Source organism: Pseudomonas spirodelae (assembly GCF_034653255.1).
GTDB classification, from domain to species: Bacteria; Pseudomonadota; Gammaproteobacteria; order Pseudomonadales; family Pseudomonadaceae; genus Aquipseudomonas; species Aquipseudomonas spirodelae.
On the sequence record NZ_JAYEET010000009.1, the window covers coordinates 131,729 to 150,293 of the forward strand.

Annotated in this window: 14 protein-coding genes; 11 read left to right on the forward strand and 3 right to left on the reverse strand. The window is 61.6% G+C overall.

The annotated features are described in order from the left end of the window. Nucleotides 1–19: 19 nt before the first annotated feature. From SOP97_RS04195 to SOP97_RS04230, 8 genes are all read left to right on the forward strand, one after another. Complete coding sequence (locus SOP97_RS04195; protein WP_322948317.1) at nt 20–778, forward strand: hypothetical protein; 759 nt, start codon at nt 20–22, stop codon at nt 776–778. Then, nucleotides 669–3,629, forward strand: coding sequence for a PAS domain S-box protein (locus tag SOP97_RS04200; RefSeq protein WP_322948318.1), 2,961 nt, complete (start codon nt 669–671; stop codon nt 3,627–3,629). The genes SOP97_RS04195 and SOP97_RS04200 overlap by 110 nt, the downstream gene beginning before the upstream one ends. Beyond that, on the forward strand, nt 3,622–4,008 hold the full coding sequence (locus SOP97_RS04205) for a response regulator (RefSeq protein ID WP_322948319.1): 387 nt from the start codon (nt 3,622–3,624) through the stop codon (nt 4,006–4,008). Before SOP97_RS04200 ends, SOP97_RS04205 begins: the two co-directional genes overlap by 8 nt. Next, on the forward strand, nt 4,001–5,653 hold the full coding sequence (locus SOP97_RS04210; protein WP_322948320.1) for a diguanylate cyclase: 1,653 nt from the start codon (nt 4,001–4,003) through the stop codon (nt 5,651–5,653). The genes SOP97_RS04205 and SOP97_RS04210 overlap by 8 nt, the downstream gene beginning before the upstream one ends. A 179-nt stretch (nt 5,654–5,832) precedes the next feature. Continuing rightward, the gene (locus SOP97_RS04215) at nt 5,833–6,345 is read left to right on the forward strand and encodes a fasciclin domain-containing protein (protein WP_274087054.1); all 513 of its coding nucleotides are present in this window, start codon (nt 5,833–5,835) and stop codon (nt 6,343–6,345) included. Nucleotides 6,346–6,503: 158 nt separating this feature from the next. Further along, entirely contained in the window at nt 6,504–7,793 is a 1,290-nt protein-coding gene (locus SOP97_RS04220; RefSeq protein WP_322948321.1) for an NAD(P)/FAD-dependent oxidoreductase, read from the forward strand. Between the two features lie 11 nt (nt 7,794–7,804). Beyond that, nucleotides 7,805–8,362: a helix-turn-helix domain-containing protein gene (locus SOP97_RS04225; protein WP_274087052.1), complete on the forward strand. Its 558-nt coding sequence runs from the start codon at nt 7,805–7,807 to the stop codon at nt 8,360–8,362. Between the two features lie 23 nt (nt 8,363–8,385). Next, nucleotides 8,386–9,732, forward strand: a complete 1,347-nt coding sequence (locus SOP97_RS04230; protein WP_274087171.1) for a glutamine synthetase family protein — start codon at nt 8,386–8,388, stop codon at nt 9,730–9,732. A 205-nt stretch (nt 9,733–9,937) separates the two neighbouring features. On the opposite strand, the gene chrA is transcribed toward SOP97_RS04230, so the two are convergent. Further along, on the reverse strand, nt 9,938–11,281 hold the full coding sequence (gene chrA, locus SOP97_RS04235) for a chromate efflux transporter (protein WP_274087051.1): 1,344 nt from the start codon (nt 11,279–11,281) through the stop codon (nt 9,938–9,940). A 140-nt stretch (nt 11,282–11,421) separates the two neighbouring features. Between chrA and pbpG the strand changes: the two genes are divergently transcribed. Beyond that, on the forward strand, nt 11,422–12,327 hold the full coding sequence (pbpG, locus tag SOP97_RS04240) for a D-alanyl-D-alanine endopeptidase (protein ID WP_322948325.1): 906 nt from the start codon (nt 11,422–11,424) through the stop codon (nt 12,325–12,327). Nucleotides 12,328–12,384: 57 nt separating this feature from the next. Here pbpG and SOP97_RS04245 read toward each other — a convergent pair whose 3' ends face one another. After that, complete coding sequence (locus tag SOP97_RS04245; protein ID WP_322948322.1) at nt 12,385–14,058, reverse strand: putative bifunctional diguanylate cyclase/phosphodiesterase; 1,674 nt, start codon at nt 14,056–14,058, stop codon at nt 12,385–12,387. Between the two features lie 264 nt (nt 14,059–14,322). On the opposite strand from SOP97_RS04245, the gene rep reads away from it, so the two are divergent. Both rep and SOP97_RS04255 read left to right on the forward strand, forming a co-directional pair. Next, nucleotides 14,323–16,332 (forward strand): DNA helicase Rep, encoded by a 2,010-nt coding sequence (rep, locus tag SOP97_RS04250; protein WP_274087049.1) that lies wholly within the window; start codon nt 14,323–14,325, stop codon nt 16,330–16,332. A gap of 143 nt (nt 16,333–16,475) precedes the next feature. After that, on the forward strand, nt 16,476–17,048 hold the full coding sequence (locus tag SOP97_RS04255) for a xanthine phosphoribosyltransferase (RefSeq protein WP_274087048.1): 573 nt from the start codon (nt 16,476–16,478) through the stop codon (nt 17,046–17,048). A gap of 154 nt (nt 17,049–17,202) precedes the next feature. Here SOP97_RS04255 and ltrA read toward each other — a convergent pair. After that, on the reverse strand, nt 17,203–18,565 hold a 1,363-nt coding region (ltrA, locus tag SOP97_RS04260), incomplete at its 5' end, for a group II intron reverse transcriptase/maturase (protein WP_322948323.1).

Genomic DNA, 18,565 nt, shown 5'->3' on the forward strand with positions numbered 1-18,565 from the left:
CGCGCAAGGGTGCTGATAAATGGATAAGCAGAGCAAACCCAGCGCAATCAACTGGGTGGTCGGCCTCGGCAGCCTCGGTTTGGCGATCTTTTTCAGTGTGCTGGGCGGCCTTGCGTTAAACCAGCAGCAAACCCTGTGGACCCTGCAAATTGCCAAGCAGCATGAGCTGCAAAGCCTGACCCTGCGCAACAGCCAGCAAGAGCTGCAGCAACAGGCGCAATTGCTCGCCGAGACCATCGCCGCCGACGCCTGGCTGGTCGAACTGGTGCGCCAGGCCTATGCACTGCAAAGCCGTGAGCAGCCCGACATACAGAGCCTTAACGCCATTCGCAACCAGCTCTACACCCGCCTTGCCCCACGCTGGCGCAGCCTGCAGGGCACACGCGCGTTTAGCCTGTATGTGCATCTTGCCCCGGCTGCCGAGGTGCTGCTGCGGGTGCACAAGCCGCAATGGTTTGGCGACCGCCCCGCAACGCAGCGGCCCATGCTGCTCGACAGCCTGCGCCAATCCGCCACGACCGCAGGCCTGGTGAGCAATGAGCAAAGCCTGAGCATGCGCGCCATCGTGCCACTGCGCGTAGACAGCCTTGAGGGCCCGATCAACGTCGGCGCGCTGGAAGTCAGCCTCGACGTGCTGAAGAACTTGCAACAGCTGGACCACGAGCTGGATGCCGGAGTTGCTCGGCATGCTCGGTTTGGCCAACCGCGAGGGCGGTTACAGCGCCGATTTCTTCACCCAGCTGCAACCGCTGCTGACTACCCTGGGCCAAGTGCTTGACGCGCTGCGCCGTGACAGCCAGCGGGAGCTCACCCAACAACGCATGCAGCGCCAACAGGCGGCCCTGCGCGCGCTCAACGAAATCGCCGCGCTGCCTAAACTGAGCACCAAAGAGCAGCTACGTCAGGCCCTGCAACTGGGCGCCCAGTTCTATGGCATGCCGATCGGCATCATCAGCCAGATCGAGGCGCAGAATTACCGGGTGATGGTCCAGGTATCACCGCCTGATAGCCTGCAGGACGACCAGTGCTTTGCCCTGGGTGACACCTACTGCAGCATCGCCCTACGCGGCAACGATGTACTCGCCATTGCGCACATGGCCGAGAGTGACCATGCCGCACACCCCTGCTACCCGCTGTTTGCCCTGGAAAGCTATATCGGCACCAGCATCTGGGTCGCCGGCCGGCGTTTCGGCACCCTGTGCTATGCCTCCAGCGAGGCACGCCCGAGCGCCTTCGATGAGGCCGATGAAGAATTCCTGCGGCTGTTCGCCCGCTGGGTCGGCGCCACCCTGGAGCGCCTGCAACACGAAGAACAAACCCTTGAGGCGCGGCGCTTTCTGCAGGCCGTACTCGACTCCGCGACCGGGGTGTCGATCATCACCAGTGACACCGGTGGTTTGATCACCCTGTTCAACTCCGGGGCAGAGCGTTTGCTGGGCTACCGCAGTGCTGAAGTGATCGGTCAATCCAACCCTGCCCTGTTCCACCGGGCCGATGAAATCCAGGCCCGCGGCGCGCAGCTCAGCCGCGAGGAAGGCCACGAGATCAGCGGTTTTAGTGTATTCACATGGATACCGAGCAAAGGCGAACCCGAAACCCGCCAGTGGACCTATGTGTGCAAGAACGGCGAACGGCACACCGTCAACCTCACCGTCAGCGCCATGCGTGACAGCCTGGGCGCCATCAACGGCTACCTGGGTATCGCCAGCGACATCAACGACCTACAGAACGCCACCCGTGCCCTGCAAAAGAGCGAGAGCCGCTTTCGCGGCCTGGTGGCCAACCTGCCCGGCGCCGTCTACCGCTGCCGCAACGATGCCGACTGGTGCATGAGCTACCTCAGCGAAGAAATTCTGGCCCTCAGCGGCTATCCGGCCAGCGACTTTATCAACAACCGCGTACGCAGTTTCTCCAGCGTGATCCACCCCGATGACCTGGCCATCACCTACCAGGCGGTGCGCGCCGTTGAGCATCAAGAGTCCTTCGAGCTGACCTACCGCCTGCAACACGCCAACGGCCACAGTGTCTGGGTGCGCGAGAAGGGCCGTGGCGAATACGACAGCGACGGCAAACTGCAGTGGATTTCCGGGTTTATCTGGGACATCAGCGACCGCAAGGCGGTGGAAGACCAACTGCGGCTCAGCCAACAACGCTTCAGCAACGCCTTTAGCCTCGCCCCCCAGGGGATGGCGTTGGTGTCCCTGCAAGGCCAGTGGCTGGAAGTTAACGATCAGCTCTGCGAGATGCTCGGCTATAGCCGCGAACAGCTGCTGTGCTGCGACTTTCAGCAGATCACCCACCCCGATGACCTGGATGCCGACCTGCGAAGTCTCGAGGAGCTCGTCGCCGGGGAGATCAACAGCTATCAAATGGAAAAACGCTACTTCGACAGCCAGGGCCGGATCATCTGGGTGTTGCTCAGCGTGGCACTGGTTCGCGACAGCGACGACCAACCCGTGCACTTCGTGGTACAGATCCAGGACTTCAGTGAGCGTATCGCCAGCGAAATGGCCATCCGCGAACGCGAGGATTACCTGAGCACCCTGCTCGACAACGTGCTCGATGCGATTATCACCATCGACCAGCAGGGCTATATCGAAACCTTCAACCATGCCGCCGAACGCATCTTCGGCTACAGCCATCTGGAAGTCTCGGGGCACCGCGCCACCGTACTGCTGCCGGAACCGCAACGCTCGATGCGCGCCCGCTACCTCAGCCATTTCCTGAAAACCGGCATCCAGCAGATGCTCGGCAAGGAGATCGAGCTCACCGCACAGCGTAACAACGGCGAAACCTTCACCATCGAACTGGCCGTCTCGCAGATCAGCCACCAGGGCGAACGGCGCTTTATTGCGGTGATCCGCGATATCGAAGAACGCAAACGCATTGAGCGGATGAAAGACGAGTTCGTCTCCACCGTCAGCCATGAGCTGCGCACCCCACTGACGGCCATCGCCGGTTCCCTTGGCCTGGTTAACGGCGGCGCCCTGGGCGCAGTGCCCGCCAGCATGCAGCAGATGCTGCAGATCGCCCAAGACAACAGCCAGCGCCTCAACCTGCTGATCAATGACCTGCTCGACATGGAAAAACTGGTCGCCGGCAAGATGCTCTTCGAGCTGCACGATGCTGCCTTGCAACCCCTGCTTGACCAGGCCATCAAAGAAAACCAGCCATACGCCAACCATTACCACGTGCAGCTGCAGCTCCATGGCCCATCCACTCAGGCCCGGGTAAAGGTCGACAAACTGCGCCTGGCCCAAGTGCTGGCCAACCTGCTATCGAACGCCGCCAAGTTCTCGCCCGAAGGGCAGACAGTGGACGTGCGCGTGCAGCAACACGACAACCGTGTGCGCATCAGCGTGACCGACCATGGCCCCGGTGTGCCGGAGAACTTCCAGGCGCGGATCTTCAGCAAGTTCTCCCAAGCCGACGCCACCGACACCCGGCAAAAAGGCGGTACAGGCCTGGGGCTGGCGATCAGCAAGGAAATCATCGAGCGCATGGGCGGGCAGATTGGCTTCGACTCAAGCCCTGGTCATGGCGCGACGTTCTGGTTTGAACTGACTACCCTGCCGCTGGCAACCACACTCGACTTACCGCCCCAACCCGAGGACGCCCCACATGCCTGACCTACGACGCATCCTGCATGTGGAAGACGACCCCTCGATCCTGGCCGTAACCAAGCTGGCCCTTGAGGTCGTAGGCGGCTTTCAGGTGCTCAGCTGCGCCTCCGGCCAGGACGCCCTGGACCAACTGCAAGGCTTTGCCCCGGACTTTATCCTGCTGGACGTGATGATGCCGGGCATGGACGGCCCACAAACCCTGGCGCAAATCGCCCGGCTGATCGACATTAACCAGGTGCCAGTGGCCTTTATGACCGCCAAAGTACAGCCCGCAGAAATCGCCTATTACTGCAGCCTTGGCGCCCGTGACGTAATCATCAAACCCTTCGACCCCATGCAACTGGCTTCGCAGGTGCGCACTATCTGGAATCGGGCCCATGAGTAACACCAAAACCCCAGCGCAAGAGCTACAAAAGCACCTGCAGCAACTCAGTGATGCCTTCGCCTTGCGCCTGCAGGAAGACTTGCCCGCACTCGGGCAGGACGCCGAACAGCTGCTAAACGCCGCTGACCCGCACGAACAGCTGCGCTGCCTGCAGACCATACGTGAGCAGCTGCACAAGCTCGCCGGAGCCGCTGGCACTTTCGGTTTCAGCCGCCTTGGCCAACGCGCCCGCGAGCTGGAGCAGGAGGCCGAGCACTGGCTGACCACCCTGCAACAGGAGCAACAGAGCCTGCAGGACTTCAGCCAGAGCCTGCAGCAACTGGCCAATCAGGTGTATCAGCCTGAACCGGAGCCAAGCCCGGCGCCGGCCAGCGCATCACCGAGCAAATCCCCCCAGCGTGAGCGGCGTATCTACATCCTCGAAGATCAATACGCTGTCGGCGAAACGATGCGCCTGACCCTGAATAACTTTGGTTACCAGGCCGAACACTTCACCCGCATTGCCGAGCTCGATCATGCCTTGCAACAGCAACGACCAGACGCCCTGATCCTCGACGTTAACCTGCCCGACGAAAATGTCACTGGCCTGGCCTACGCCGCCAGCCTGCAAGAACGCCTGGACGAACCGCTCCCTCTGCTGGTAACCACCACCCAAGACGACTTTGCCACCCATTTAGAGGCCGTACGGGTCGGCGCCATGGGGTTTTTCACCAAACCGGTGGACATCCCGCAGCTGGAAAATCGCCTGGAGCGCTGCTTCGCCCAGCAGCAAGGCGAACCCTATCGGGTGCTGATCATCGACGATGACCGCGAGCTGGCCAGCCGTTTCAGCCTGATTCTGCGTGGCGCCAACATGCTGGTGGAGATGCAGCATGACCCCGCGGAAATCTTCACCCATATGCGCAACTTCAACCCTGAAGTGATCCTGCTGGACGTCAACATGCCCAACTGCACCGGCCCCGAGCTGGCGCAGATCATCCGCATGTATGACGACTGGCTGCGCGTACCGATCATCTACCTGTCGGCGGAAACCGATATCAACCGACAGATGAATGCCCTGATCAAAGCCGGCGATGACTTCGTCACCAAACCGATTTCCGATAACGCCCTGGTCGCTGCCGTATTCTCCCGCGCACAACGCGCACGGCTGCTGAGCAACGCCCTGTCGCGCGACAGCCTGACCGGCTTGCTCAAACACGCCGACATCAAAGAGCAGGCAGCGGTCGAGCTGGAGCGCGCACAGCGCAGCGGCAAACCGGCCAGCGTGGCCATGCTGGATATCGACTTCTTCAAGAAGGTTAACGACAGCCACGGCCATGCCGCCGGCGACAACGTCATCCGCGCCCTGGCCAACCTGCTGCGCCAACGCCTACGTCGCATCGACAGCCTGGGCCGCTATGGCGGCGAGGAATTTCTCGTGGTGCTGCCTGACTGCACGGCCGAGCAAGCCCTGCGCGTGCTCGATGAAATTCGCCAGCGCTTCGCCGAGTTGAAATTTATCGCCGCCGGCAGTGAATTCTCGGTCACCCTGAGTGCCGGCATCGCCTCCACCGAAGCTGCACCCTTGAGTGCCAGCGAACTGCTGGAAAAGGCCGACCAAGCGCTTTACGCCGCCAAACATGGCGGGCGTAATCAGGTGCGTTAGGCCTGTCGCCAACGGCCTACCGAGTACAAACCCGCAACCGTCTAAGACTGCCGGCAAGCTGTTTGCCGGCATCTGCGCGCGCCAATCAAGCTTTACAAATCATGTCAAAGCCGGAACTCAGCGCGCAATTGTTGTACAAACGTTGTGCAAAACAAATAACCCTGTATCAGGAGATTTTTATGTTTGCTCAACTCAGCTCGACCACCCAACGCCTTAAGCGCACGCTGATGCTGGCCACAGCCACCCTGACCGTTGCGGCAATGCCGGCCTTTGCCGACATGCACGGCGATAAGAAAGATATCGTCGACACCGCTGTCGCCGCCGGCCAGTTCAACACGCTGGTCACCGCAGTGACCGCCGCCGGCCTGGTTGAAACCCTCAAAGGCGAGGGGCCGTTCACCGTCTTCGCACCCAATGATGCGGCATTCGCCAAAATCCCCAAGGCTGACCTCGACGCCTTGCTGGCCGACAAGGAAAAGCTCACGGCCGTGCTCACTTACCACGTCGTCCCGGGCAAGCTGATGGCGGCTGACCTGACCGGTAAGTCCGCGCTAAAAACTGTACAAGGCGGTGAACTGATGCTGGATACCAGCAATGGCGTCAGCGTCGATGGCGCCTCGGTCGTCGCGGCAGACATCGAGACCAGCAACGGCGTGATTCACGTCATCGACTCGGTGGTGCTGCCCAAGTAACAGCGGGCTTCGCCATCCGCGAAACACACGAAGGCCGCCCCTTTTTAGGGGCGGCTTTTTTATTGAATGAACACTGAGCGCCACTCAAGCTTGGCTTTGTGAAATTTATAGCGTAAGTTTTCATGAAATTATTTAAATAAAATTTCACGAGGCGCGCCATGTTCAAGCAATCCGCCCAGCATATCGGCACTTACTACGCCGCCACCTACCCCGGGTCGATCCCGCTGCGGCCGCGCCTGCAGGAAGCGCTGCAGTGCGATGTGCTGATTATCGGCGGTGGTTTCAGCGGCCTGCACACGGCGTTGCGCCTAGCCCTCGCCGGCAAGAAGGTAGTGGTGCTGGAAGCCAGTCGCCTGGCCTGGGCGGCTTCTGGACGCAACGGCGGTCAGGCCCTGCCTGGCTGGTCCTGCGATATGCCGCCGTTCGAGAAGGCCCTAGGCCTGGAACGCGCCCGCCGCCTGTGGGACAGCATGGTCTGGGCCGCCGAAGAAATGCGCGAGCTGCCCGAGCGCCACAACTTCGGTATCGATTACCGCACCGGCGCGATCTACACCGCCGTGTTGCCGCGCCGCGTAAAGCAGTTGCAAGAGAGCCTGGAAGAAGCCGAACAGAAATATGGCTACTCACAGCTGAGCTTTATCCCCAAGCACGAACTGCCCGAGTGGATCGCCAGCCCACGCTACCTGGCCGCCCTGCACGACAGCGGCGCCGCCCACCTTAACCCGCTGAAACTGGCCCAGGGCCTGGCCGATGCCATCGAAAAAGCCGGCGGACAGATTTTCGAGCAGAGCAAAGCGCTGGACTACCGCGAAACCGCAGAAGGTTATGTGGCGCGCACTGAAGCAGGCGAGGTGCGCAGCGACCTGCTGGTACTGGCCTGCAACGCCTATATCGACCGCCTCGACCCGCCGCTGGCGAAACGCCTGCTGCCGGTGGGCTCCTACCAAGTGGCCACCGCGCCGCTCGACCCGGAACTGGCCCGCTCGCTGTTCCCGCGAGGCACCTGCGCCATCGATAACCAGTTCGTGCCGGACTACTTCCGCGTCACCCCAGACAACCGCCTGCTGTTCGGCGGCGGCTGCACCTACCTCGGCGGCATCCCCAAGGATGTGCCGGCGGCCACACGGCCGTATCTGGAGCGGGTATTCCCGCAACTGCGCGGCGTGCAGATCGACTACGGCTGGGGCGGGCATATCGACTGCACCATGCACCGTACCCCGGATGTCGGCCGCAGTGGGCAGAAGTACTGGCTACAAGGCTTCTCCGGCCACGGCATCCTGCCGACCTTGGCGGCCGCCCGCGCGGTAAGCGATGCGATCCTTGGTGACGCCGACCTGCTAGAGCTGTACCAAGGCCTGAGCAATCCGCGCTTTCCCGGCGGCAATCTACTCGCGGCGCCGATCGAAGCCGTCGGCAAGGCCTGGTATCGCCTGCGCGATGTCATTTAAGGAAGTTGACCATGGACATGCAGGAAGAAGTCGAAGGTCTGGCGATCCTGATCCGCGACCTGCGCAAGCATAAAAATCTCACCCTCGGTGAGTTGGCCGCGCGCATCGACCGTTCAGTAGGTTTTTTGTCGCAGGTTGAGCGCGGCCTGTCGCGCCCAACCGTGGCGGACCTCACCGCCATCAGCGAAACCCTGGGCGTGCCGACCACCTATTTCTATAGCCTGAGCAAGCCGCGCGCCGTGCCCTGGGTAACCCGTCCAGATGAGCGCCGCACGCTCTACTACGCCGGCGGCATCACCGACGTGCTGGCCTCCCCCAGCATCTCGGCCGGGTTCTCCATGCTCGAAAGCTTCCTGCAACCGGGGGCGAGCAGCGGCGAAGGCCACCTCAACGACAGCGACGAGCAAGGCGGCTTTGTCCTAGAGGGCGAACTGACGATCTGGTACGGCGACGACGCCGAGCCGGTCACCCTCGGCCCCAACGACAGCTTCCAACTACCGCCGCATGCGCAGTTCCGCTACGCCAACCTAACCGATTCCCTCACCAGAGTGCTCTGGGTCTTCAACTGACCCGCGCAGATACCGCCATGACAATAACAACCGCATTCCCCGACCTGCTTAGCGAAGTTCGCGCCTTCCGCGCCGCTCACCCAGACGTGCGTTATGTCGACCTGATCAGCCTGGATATTCCCGGGCATTTCTACGGCAAGCGTTACCCCATAGACATGCTGGAGAAGGTTGCCGCCGGCAGCCCGCTGAAAATCCCGCAAAACTGCGTGCTGCTCGGCGTACAGGGCGGCCTGCACCCGATTGGCGATTACTGCTTCAACGATGGCGACCCGGATGCGCCGCGCCGACTGATCCCCGGCACCCTCAAGCCGGTACGCTGGGAAAGCCAGCCGCTGGGGCAAATGCTGATCAGCTCCGATGGCACGCAAGCACCGATCGAATTCGAGCCGCGTGAAGTACTCGCCCGTGTGCTCAAGCGCCTCGAAGCACGCGGCATTCGTCCGGTGGTGGCGTTTGAGCTGGAGTTCTACCTGTTTGATCGCAAGCTGCAAGACGGCCTGCCGCAGTTCCCCCGCGACCCGCTGTGCGACGATGCCGACGACCAGCCGAACATGCACATCGAGCGCCTGTCGCGCTTTAGCGATGTGCTGCACGAGATCGTCGACGCCGCCAATGAACAGGGCGTGGACGCCAACGTAATCACCGCCGAACTCGGCCCCGGCCAGTTCGAGATCAACTTCGGCCACTGTGACGACGGCCTGCGCGCCGCTGACTGGGCCGCCTTGTTCTGCCGCAGTACCCGTGGCGTGGCGCTCAAGCACGGCCAGCGTGCCAGCTTTATGAGCAAGCCCTACCTGCACGCGCCAGGCAGCGGCATGCATGTGCACGTCAGCCTGTATGACGCTGCCGGCAACAACCTGCTAGCCGCCGACGAGCAGCGCCCGCTGCGCCACGCCGTGGCCGGATGCCTGGAACTGCTGCCGCACTGCATGCCGATCTTCGCCGCCAACCACAATGCCTTCCGCCGCTACGGCGCCATGGTCAACGCCGCCAGCCGCGCCAGCTGGGGTTATGAGGACCGCGACGCGTGCATCCGCATCCCCGAATCGGACGGCAAGAACCTGCGCATCGAACACCGCCTGGCCGGCGCCGACGCCAACCCTTATCTGGTACTGGCGGCGATTCTCACCGGCATGGAACACGGCCTGGATGCCGGCCAGGAGCCGATTGCCCCGCTCAACGAGAACCGCCAAAGCGGCATCGACTTTCCTCAGGATATGCTCGGAGCAGTCAGCGCCATGCGCGACCATCCGGTGGTCAATCAGGGACTGGGCGAGGAGTTTGTGATGGTTTATTGCGAGAACAAACGCCAGGATCATCTGGCCTTTATGCAGGAAGTCAGCGCACGCGAATACCGCTGGTTTATGTGAGCCATAAGGGTGCAGATGCGTAGGGTGGGTTCGCGACGCCCTGCTCCGCACCCTCAGGCGCTGCGACTCTAGATGCGTCGCGTAACCCACCAGGCGTTAGCTGGCGTGCAGCCATGGTGGGTTACGGCGCAGCGTAAAGCCCAAGACAACCCCAATCGCAACAAGCGCCTAACCCACCCTACGGGTCGTGCATGCCTGTGCGACCTCACCGCAGCAGATACACCGCCAGCCCAGCCAGGGCCGACACCAGCAGCACCTCCATCACCCCACGTTTGAAGCGCAGCAGCGCCAGCGCCGCCGCCAAGGCGATCAGCGCCGAAGGCCAGTCAAAAACGCCGGCAAAGCCCTGCGGCCACAGCACGTGGTAGGCAAAGAACAGCGCCAAATTAAGGATCACCCCCACCACGGCCGCGGTAATCGCGGTCAGTGGCGCGGTGAACTTCAGCTCACCGTGGGTCGACTCCACCAACGGCCCACCGGCGAGGATGAACAGAAAAGACGGCAGAAAGGTAAACCAGGTAACCAGCGCCGCCGCCACTGCGCCGCTGACAAAGCCCGAATCACCGCCGAATACCGGCTGCAAATACGCCCCGACAAAGGCCACGAACGCCACCACCATAATCAGCGGCCCCGGCGTGGTTTCCCCCAGCGCCAGACCGTCGATCATCTGCGTCGGTGTCAACCAGCCGTAATGGCCGATAGCGCCCTGGTAGACATACGGCAGCACTGCATAGGCACCACCGAAGGTCAGCAAGGCCGCCTTGGTAAAGAACCAGGCCATCTGCGTCAGCGTACCGTCCCAGCCATACAACGCCGTCAGCAGGACCATCGGCAGCAGCCAGAGCAGCGCACCACTGAGCAACAACAGCGCCAGGCGCGAGGCACGAAAGCGCGTATGCGCCGCCGGCGGGCTGTTGTCATCGATCAGCGCTGGGCCGTATGAGGTGTTTTGCGGCGCATGCCCACCGCCCAGGCTGAACTGCTGCGGCAGCAGACGACCACCGAGGTAGCCGAGTAGCGCCGCGCCCAGCACGATCAACGGGAACGGCAGGTTGAAGGCAAAAATCGCAACAAAGGACGCCCCGGCAATCCCCCACAGCCAGTTGTTCTGCAGTGCCCGCGAGCCGATGCGCCAGGCCGCCTGCATGACAATCGCGGTGACCGCCGGCTTGATCCCGTAGAAAATCCCCGCCACCAGCGGCACATCGCCATAAGCGATATACAGCCACGACAGGCCGATCAGGATAAACAGCGACGGCAGCACGAACAGCACCCCAGCCATCACACCGCCCCAGGTGCGGTGCAGCAGCCAGCCGATATAGGTGGCCAGCTGCTGCGCCTCCGGCCCCGGCAGCAACATGCAGTAATTCAGCGCATGCAGAAAACGCCGCTCGGACAACCAGCGGCGCTTCTCGACCAATTCCTGATGCATGATCGCGATCTGCCCAGCCGGCCCGCCGAAGCTGATCAGGCCGAGCTTCAACCAAAACCAGAAGGCTTCACGCAGGCTGACCGCAGGGGGCTGGATGGGGGCTGATAATTCCGACATGGGGCAACTCACACGCATAAAAGCGCGCGCACTATAACGCGCACGGATGACAATTTAACGCGGCGACCATTCAAGCGCCGGCACGGATGTCCGTATACTTGGCAGCGCTACGCTCCCTCAAACTGCCCGTGAAGCCCGCCGTGAAAATCCGCCATTCGCTCGTAAGCCTGCTGCTGATCTGCAGCAGCGTTGTAGTTGCATCGAATACCCAGGCCGCCACGCCAAAACAGCAAGACCTAGCCGCCGGCAGCGCCCTGCTGGTCGACCTGCAAACCAATCAGGTGCTCTACGAGCGTAACGCCGACAGCGTGGTGCCGATTGCCTCAGTCAGCAAACTGATGACGGCCATGGTCACCCTCGACGCCAAGCTGCCACTGGATCAGCAACTGCCGATCATGATTCGCGACACCCAGGAAATGCGCGGGGTGTTCTCCCGCGTGCGCATTGGCAGCGAGCTGAGCCGCCGCGACATGTTGCTGCTGGCCCTGATGGCCTCGGAGAACCGTGCCGCCGCCAGCCTGGCGCACCACTATCCAGGCGGCCACAGTGCCTTTGTCGCGGCGATGAATGCCAAGGCCCGTGCCCTGGGCATGAAGCATTCGCGCTTTGTCGAGCCCACCGGCCTGTCAGAACACAACGTGTCGAGTGCCCGCGACCTGGTGCTGATGCTCAAGGCTGCCCGGCAGTACCCACTGATCAACCAGTTCAGCACCACCTCGGAAAAAACTCAGGCTTTCCGCAAACCCAACTACACCTTGGGTTTTCGTAACACCAACAACCTGGTGCGCAAGCCCGGCTGGAGCGTGCAGCTGAGCAAGACCGGCTACACCGGTGAAGCCGGCCGCTGCTTGGTGATGAACACCGTAATGAATAACCGCCCAGTGGCGTTCGTGGTGCTGGATGCCTTCGGCAAGTACACCCACATGGCCGACGCCAACCGGCTCAAGCGCTGGCTGGAAACTGGCAAAGTCACCGCCGTACCACCGGCCGCCATCAGCTACCGCCAACAGAAACTGGCGCAACGCCAGGCCAAGGCGGCGCAGTAAAGCCTTAAAACAAAAAGGCCCGCAGCACGTGCGGGCCTTTTTCCATCAGCGAGTCGCTCAGCTGTTGCTCATCCCCAGCAGCGTCTGACGCATGCCAAACACCAAAAACCGCGCCAGCTCGCTGAGCGGTAGGGCCTTACTTATCAGATACCCCTGCGCCTGATCACAGCCGTACTCACGCAACAGCGCCAGCTGCTCGGCGTTTTCCACGCCTTCACCGACCACCTGCAGATTAAGGTTGTGCGCCAGGTTGATCATCGCCCGCACCAGCTGACGGTTCTCTGCGCGTTCATCCATGCCGCCAACAAAACTCTTGTCGATTTTCAGCAAGGTGATTGGCAGGTTGTTGAGGTGCACGAAGGAGGAGAAGCCGGTGCCAAAATCGTCGAGCGAAAACCGCACACCGAGGCGCCCGAGGGCCAGCATGGTCTGCCGCACCTGATCACTGCGGCGCATCACGGCAGTTTCCGTCAGCTCGAACTCCAACCATTGTGCGTCGACGCCACGCTCTTCGATCAGCCGGCTAAGCGTGGGCAGCAGCTGGCTGTCCTGAAACTGATGGAACGATAGGTTGATCGCCATGTGCAGCGGCGGCACACCCCGCCCGAGCAGCCATTGCATGTCACGCAAGGCACGCGAAATAACCCAGTAACCGAGCGGCACAATCAGCCCGCTTTCCTCGGCCAGCGGGATAAATTCGTTAGGCGCCAACAGGCCGTGCTCGCTGTGCTGCCAGCGCACCAGCGCCTCTAGGCCGACGATGCGTCCACTCTGCAAACACAAACGCGGCTGGTAATGCAGCTCCAATTCGTCGCGACGCAGAGCACGGCGCAGCTCGCTTTCCAGGTCGGCCTGGTTGCGCGCACTGCGGTTGACCCGCTCGTCGTATAAATAAAAGCTGCAGCCTTGCTGACTTTTGGCCTGTTGCATGGCGATGTGCGCATGCCACATCAATGTGTCCGCACTGCTGCCGGGACGCGAATGGGCCAGCCCCAGGCTGCAACCAATCAGCAGGCTTTCACCATTGATCCAGTAAGGCTCGCCAAGGGCTTCACTCAACTGCATGGCCAGGCGCTCGGCGCGCTGCGGGTCGCGGCGACTGTCGAGCAACAAGGCAAATTCATCACTGCCCAGGCGCGCCACCCGGTCGCTGTCTTGCAGCTGCGCCTTGATCCGCGCCACCACCTGCAGAATCAAACTGTCGCCGCCCTGATAGCCAAGCGCATCGTTGGCGCGGCGGAAGTTATCCAGATCGAGATGGCCGAGGGTCAGCCCCTGCCCGCCTTGCTCACTCAAGCGAGCGGCGAGCAGGGCCTGAAAGCCCTGACGATTGGCAATCCCGGTCAGTGCATCCTGTTCGGCCAGACGCTGCACAGCGGCGTTAAGGCGAGCGCGTTCGCGCCCATAGCGCAGGCAGCGGCGCAGCACCTCGACACTGAGCTGGTCGTGCACCAGCCAGTCGCATACATCCTCAGGCACAGCTGTGGGTTCACTCTCCAGCAGCAGGATAATCGGCAGGGCACAGTGGCCCGTGGCCGGCAGGTTGGCGGCGGTGGTCAGCAGCAACGCGTTATGGGGGTTATCGAACAGCGCGCTGGCCGCGTCCCAGGACGGCGCGGTAATCAACGCATAGCCACTGCCCAGCGCACTCAGGCGCTCGCGCAGGGTCTGCGCCCAGGCGGGCGTTTCCGCCAATAGGAGTAGGCGTAATGGTTCGACGAACGCGGACAAACAACTTCCCCCACAGCACAAATAAAGAGCAGCAATAACGCTCGAATGCGTCGTAATCGACGTCTAATCACGCACATCCATGTGTCTGCGGCGCATCCTGCGGCCAGGCAAGGTGCCAGAAGTGGCACCAGAGTACTGGATTGCACAAATTAGCCAAGCCTGGCGGTTGGCCATTACGTGCACTGCAACACACTTCCAGATGGTCACGGCAGAAAGCCTCAGGCCTGTTAAAATGCCCGCCCATTTCCCCTGACGATTGATTTGATGTCCCGACTGAACCCCCGGCAGCAGGAAGCCGTGAATTATGTCGGCGGCCCTCTTTTGGTGCTCGCCGGTGCTGGCTCCGGCAAGACCAGCGTGATCACCCGCAAGATTGCTCACCTGGTGCAGAACTGCGGCATCCAGGCCCGCCACATCGTCGCCATGACCTTTACCAACAAGGCGGCGCGCGAGATGAAGGAGCGTGTCGGCACGCTGCTCAAAGGCCCTGAGGCGCGTGGCCTAACGGTGTCGACCTTCCACAACCTGGGCATGAACATCATCCGCAAGGAATACGCGGCGCTGGGCTACAAGCCGGGTTTCTCGATTTTCGACGAGGGCGATATCAAGGCGCTGCTGTCGGACATCATGCAAAAGGAATATGCCGGCGACGACGGCATCGATGAGATCAAGAACTACATCGGCAGCTGGAAAAACGACCTGGTCCTGCCCGAACAGGCCCTGGCCGAGTCGCGTAACCCTAAAGAGCAAACAGCGGCCATCGTCTACCTGCACTACCAACGCACGCTCAAGGCGTACAACGCGGTGGATTTCGACGACCTGATTTTGATGCCGGTAAAGCTGTTTCAGGAACGCTCAGACATTCTAGAAAAATGGCAAAACCGCATTCGCTACCTGCTGGTCGATGAATACCAGGACACCAACGCCAGCCAATACCTGCTGGTAAAGCTGCTGGTGGGCATGCGCAATCAGTTCACCGTGGTGGGCGACGACGACCAGTCGATCTACGCCTGGCGCGGCGCGCGCCCGGAAAACCTGATGCTGCTGAAAGAGGATTACCCCTCGCTGAAGGTGGTGATGCTCGAGCAGAACTACCGCTCAACCAGCCGTATCCTCAAGTGCGCCAACATCCTCATCGCCAACAACCCGCATGAGTTTGAAAAGCAGCTGTGGAGCGAGATGGGCATGGGCGATGAGATCCGTGTGATCCGCTGCCGCAACGAAGACGCCGAATGCGAGCGGGTCGCCCTGGAAATCCTCACCGAACACCTGCGCACCGAACGCCCTTACAGCGACTACGCCATCCTCTATCGCGGCAACTACCAGGCCAAGCTGATGGAGCTGAAACTGCAGCACCATCAAATCCCCTATCGCCTCTCGGGCGGCACCAGCTTCTTCGCCCGCCAGGAAGTGAAGGACCTGATGAGTTACTTCCGCCTGCTGGTCAACCCGGATGACGACAACGCCTTCCTGCGGGTGATCAACGTGCCACGCCGCGAAATCGGCTCCACCACCCTGGAAAAGCTCGGCAACTACGCCACCGAGCGCAAAATCAGCATGTACGCCGCCGCCGGTGAAATTGGCCTGGGCGAAAGCCTGGATGCGCGCTATACCGAACGCTTGGCACGTTTCACCAAGTGGATGGACCGGGTGCGCCAGGAGTGTGCTCAGAATGATCCCATTGCAGCGATTCGCAGCATGGTCATGGATATCGACTACGAGAACTGGCTACGGCAGAACGCCTCCAACGACAAGGTCGCAGACGCGCGGATGGGCAACGTCTGGTTCCTCGTCGAAGCGCTGAAGAACACCCTGGAGCGCGACGAAGACGGTGACATGACCATCGAGGACGCCATCGGCAAACTGGTGCTGCGCGACATGCTCGAACGCCAGCAGGAAGAAGAGGACGGCGCCGAGGGCGTGCAGATGATGACCCTGCATGCCTCCAAGGGGCTGGAGTACCCGTCGGTGTATATCCTCGGCGTAGAAGAGGAAATCCTCCCGCACCGCTCCAGCATTGAGGCCGATACGGTTGAAGAAGAACGTCGCCTGGCCTATGTCGGCATCACCCGCGCCAAGCGTAACCTGACCATGACCTTCGCTGCCAAGCGCAAGCAGTACGGCGAAATCATCGACTGCTCACCGAGCCGTTTTCTCGATGAGCTGCCGCCCGAGGACCTGGTCTGGGAAGGCCTGGAAGACGCACCCCCGGAGGTCAAAGCGGCTACCGGTAACTCGGCGTTGGCCAATATGCGCGCACTGCTGAACAAGTAATAAACCATCAGGTCAGTTGGCGCGCAGCACCGCGAAGCCCAACCGACCTGTCAATTTTTAGCCTGAGCGGCGCCACGGCGCGGCTCACGCCAACCGATACAGCTCGACACATCGGGCACCACATCACTGAAGAGGGTTACCGCGTGGAAGCGCTGAAACAGAAGATTCGCGATGAAGGCACCGTGCTCTCGGAGCACGTACTCAAGGTCGATGCCTTTCTCAATCACCAGATTGATCCGGCATTGATGCAACAGATCGGTCACGAATTTGCCAAGCGCTTCGCCGGCCTTGGTATCACCAAGATTGTCACCATCGAAGCCTCCGGCATTGCCCCGGCGGTTATGGCTGGTTTGGAACTGGGCGTGCCAGTGATTTTTGCCCGCAAGTACCAGTCACTGACGCTCACAGACAACCTGTACACCTCCAAGGTGTTTTCCTTCACCAAGCAGACCGAAAGCACCCTGGCGATCTCGGCCAAGCACCTGAGCGCCGATGATCACGTACTGCTGATCGACGACTTTCTCGCCAACGGCCATGCAGCCCACGCCTTGATCGACCTGATCGGTCAGGCGGGCGCCAGCATCGCCGGGATTGGCGTGGTGATTGAAAAGTCGTTCCAGCGCGGCCGCGCCGAACTGGACGAAAAAGGTTATCGCATTGAGTCACTGGCCCGCATCGGCTCGCTCAAAGATGGCCAGGTCAGTTTTATCGAGTAACAACTGCGCACCCAAAAGTGGCCGAGGGTCCTTTTCGTCGTCGCAGTCGACGGCTTGCAGGATGACCAGCCATGGATGGCACGATCGGGTAGGAGGCGGCCTCACGGCCGCCGTCCTCCCACACCACCGTGCGTACGGTTCCGTACACGGCGGTTCAGGCCATGCGGTTAAGCCGATTGATCGTATCCAGTATCGAGACCAGTCCAAGTCTGTCCCATAGCTTCTTCGGCAGCGCCTGATTCATATGCGGCGCTCCTGAGTTCCACCACGGGCCTCGGCCATTGAAGGCCGACTTGCAGGCACGCTCCTCGCTCAATCCCAGGCGCATCAGGTTGCGCGCCCTCGTAGAGGGCTGCTTCCATTGCCGCCAGATGACACAGCGAAGTTTGTGCCTGACCCAGCCATCCAGCTCTTCCAGTGGACGCTTGCTCTGGCTGAGCTTGAAGTAGCCTGCCCAGCCTCGCAGCACCGGGTTTACCCGCTCGATGACATTCGCCATCTTGTGGCCCCGCACCCCTCGCAGCAGTTCCCTGAGACGGTCGCGCACACGGCGCAGGCTCATGGTTGCCACTCGCAGTCTAGGCTGCGAGTGCCAACTCATCCCATACCCCAGGTAGTCGCATTTCCACGACCCAGCCACGCGACTCTTGTCCCGATTCAGTCTCAGTTTCAGACGGTGATTCAGGAACCGCTCGACACTGGCCAGCACTCGTTCGCCAGCACGCGGACTACGGACATAAATGTTCGCGTCATCGGCATAGCGCACGAAGCGATGGCCTCGCCGCTCCAACTCACGGTCGAGTTCATCGAGCAGGATGTTCGACAGCAGCGGCGAAAGCGGGCCGCCTTGCGGCGCCCCCTCCTGCCGATGGCTGACAACCCCGCCCGACATGACGCCCGCTTCGAGGTAACGGCGGATGAGTCTGAGCACCTGTTTGTCTTCGACATGGCGCTCAACACAGAACATCAGGATGTCGTGGTTGACCCGATCAAAGAACTTCTCCAGATCGAGTTCCACGCAACACCTATGACCCGCCGCCACATGGGTGCGGGCCATCTCGACAGCCTGGTGAGCGCTTCTGCCCGGACGGAAGCCGTAGCTATAGTCCGAGAACAGCGGATCGAAGATCGGCGTGAGCTGTTGCAGCAGGGCTTGCTGGATCAGGCGATCCACGACACTGGGAATGCCCAGTTGCCGCATACCGCCCTGCGGTTTGGGAATTTCGACCGCCCGCACTGCCTGGGGATGGTATTCACCTGCCAGCAGCCTGACCTTCAGGATGGGCCAATACTGTTTCACGTAGCCTGCCAAGTCGGCGACCGTCATGCCATCGGCACCCGGCGCCCCCTTGTTGCTGACCACGCGCTGATACGCACGCTTGAGATTCGCCGGTGCAAGCACCCGCTCCATCAGCGTGTCCGGCTCCGCGTTCATCCACGTCACCGACGCCGCCGATACCTCTGCGCTGTCAGGCGTCATCCTAGGCCTCTGGCCGGGACTCGGGGTGACAGTCTTC

Excerpts from the sequence above, each read along its gene's own strand:
- SOP97_RS04195 (WP_322948317.1), top strand. The coding sequence starts at position 20 with ATGGATAAGCAGAGCAAACCCAGCGCAATCAACTGGGTGGTCGGCCTC.
- SOP97_RS04200 (WP_322948318.1), top strand. The coding sequence starts at position 669 with ATGCCGGAGTTGCTCGGCATGCTCGGTTTGGCCAACCGCGAGGGCGGT.
- SOP97_RS04205 (WP_322948319.1), top strand. The coding sequence starts at position 3,622 with ATGCCTGACCTACGACGCATCCTGCATGTGGAAGACGACCCCTCGATC.
- SOP97_RS04210 (WP_322948320.1), top strand. The coding sequence starts at position 4,001 with ATGAGTAACACCAAAACCCCAGCGCAAGAGCTACAAAAGCACCTGCAG.
- SOP97_RS04215 (WP_274087054.1), top strand. The coding sequence starts at position 5,833 with ATGTTTGCTCAACTCAGCTCGACCACCCAACGCCTTAAGCGCACGCTG.
- SOP97_RS04220 (WP_322948321.1), top strand. The coding sequence starts at position 6,504 with ATGTTCAAGCAATCCGCCCAGCATATCGGCACTTACTACGCCGCCACC.
- SOP97_RS04225 (WP_274087052.1), top strand. The coding sequence starts at position 7,805 with ATGGACATGCAGGAAGAAGTCGAAGGTCTGGCGATCCTGATCCGCGAC.
- chrA (WP_274087051.1), bottom strand. The coding sequence starts at position 11,281 with ATGTCGGAATTATCAGCCCCCATCCAGCCCCCTGCGGTCAGCCTGCGT.
- rep (WP_274087049.1), top strand. The coding sequence starts at position 14,323 with ATGTCCCGACTGAACCCCCGGCAGCAGGAAGCCGTGAATTATGTCGGC.